Raw genomic sequence first — 1,270 nt, 5'->3', positions numbered from 1 at the left:
CCTCGCCGACTGCTTCCCCGCGGTCGACTACTTCGAGAACTCGGGCCTGCCCTTCGTCATCGCCCTCAACGGCTTCGACGGCAACCAGCCCTACCAGCCGGACGAGGTCCGCGAGGCACTGCAGATCGGCCCCGACACCCCGATCATCACCACCGACGCCCGGCACCGCGCCGACGCCAAGAGCGCACTGATCACCCTGGTCGAGCACGCACTCATGGCACGCCTGCGGTAGCACCGAGACACGACGTGCGGCCACCGAGCTGCTCCGGACGGTCCTCGACACGTCCGCGGGTGCCCGGTGGCCGTTCGCGTAGTTCCCCGCGCCCCTGAAGAACACTGAAGGGCCCCTCTCCTGGAGAGGGGCCCTTCAGTGTTCTTGCGGACTCAGTGCCAGCTGTGCGGCGCGCGGAAGCCGCCCTCGCGCTCCAGACGGCGCCAGCCGGCCTTGGCGCGGCCCCGGTGGGTCCGGGCCGTGGTCTCGGGCTGGGCGGCCGCACGGGCGAGGAGGACGGCCGTGATGGCGGCGACTTCCTCGGGCTCGGCGTGGCCCTTCTCGACGCGGATGTCAGCAGTGCTCATGGGTGTCAGTCTCCGTGAGAGAGAGGTCCGCGGGGTTGCCGCGGCGGGTCCGCTCGGTTACTGCGGGGGGTTGCCGTGCTTGCGGGAGGGCAGGTCGGCGTGCTTGGTGTGCAGCATCGCCAGCGACCTGGCCAGCACCTCGCGGGTCTCGGCGGGGTCGATGACGTCGTCGACGAGGCCGCGCTCGGCCGCGTAGTACGGGTGCATCAGCTCGGCCTTGTACTCCTTGACCATCTTCTGGCGCATGGCCTCGGGGTCCTCGGCGCCGGCGATCTGCCGCCGGAAGATGACGTTGGCGGCGCCTTCCGCGCCCATGACGGCGATCTCGTTGGTCGGCCAGGCGTAGGTGAGGTCGGCGCCGATCGACTGGGAGTCCATGACGATGTAGGCACCTCCGTACGCCTTGCGCAGGATCAGCGAGATCCGCGGCACGGTCGCGTTGCAGTAGGCGTACAGCAGCTTCGCGCCGTGCCGGATGATGCCGCCGTGCTCCTGGTCGACGCCGGGGAGGAAGCCCGGGACGTCCAGGAGTGTGACGATCGGGATATTGAAAGCGTCACACATCTGGACAAAGCGCGCAGCTTTTTCGCTCGCCTCGATGTCCAGGACGCCGGCGAGGACCTGCGGCTGGTTGGCGATGATGCCGACGACCTGGCCGTCCAGACGGGCGAGGGCGCAGATGATGTTGCGG

2 protein-coding genes and 1 pseudogene are annotated in these 1,270 nt (G+C 69.4%); 1 reads left to right on the top strand and 2 read right to left on the bottom strand.

Features of this window, described 5'->3' with window-relative positions; all coding sequences use genetic code 11:
• Window positions 1-232: pseudogene (locus IE177_RS34585) on the top strand (ATP-binding protein); the annotation flags it as partial.
• A 152-nt stretch (window positions 233-384) separates the two neighbouring features.
• Here the strand turns inward: IE177_RS34585 and IE177_RS34580 are convergent.
• Both IE177_RS34580 and IE177_RS34575 read right to left on the bottom strand, forming a co-directional pair.
• Window positions 385-579: an acyl-CoA carboxylase subunit epsilon gene (locus IE177_RS34580; RefSeq protein WP_190019448.1), complete on the bottom strand. Its 195-nt coding sequence runs from the start codon at window positions 577-579 to the stop codon at window positions 385-387.
• A gap of 57 nt (window positions 580-636) precedes the next feature.
• Window positions 637-1,270 (bottom strand): acyl-CoA carboxylase subunit beta (locus IE177_RS34575; RefSeq protein WP_308431615.1); only part of this gene is annotated, 634 nt, incomplete at its 5' end.

It is taken from the genome of Streptomyces lucensis JCM 4490, assembly GCF_014650035.1.
Lineage (GTDB): Bacteria > Actinomycetota > Actinomycetes > Streptomycetales > Streptomycetaceae > Streptomyces > Streptomyces lucensis.
The sequence above is the reverse complement of the archived record's forward strand: the minus strand, read 5'-3'. Positions and strand labels throughout refer to the sequence as shown.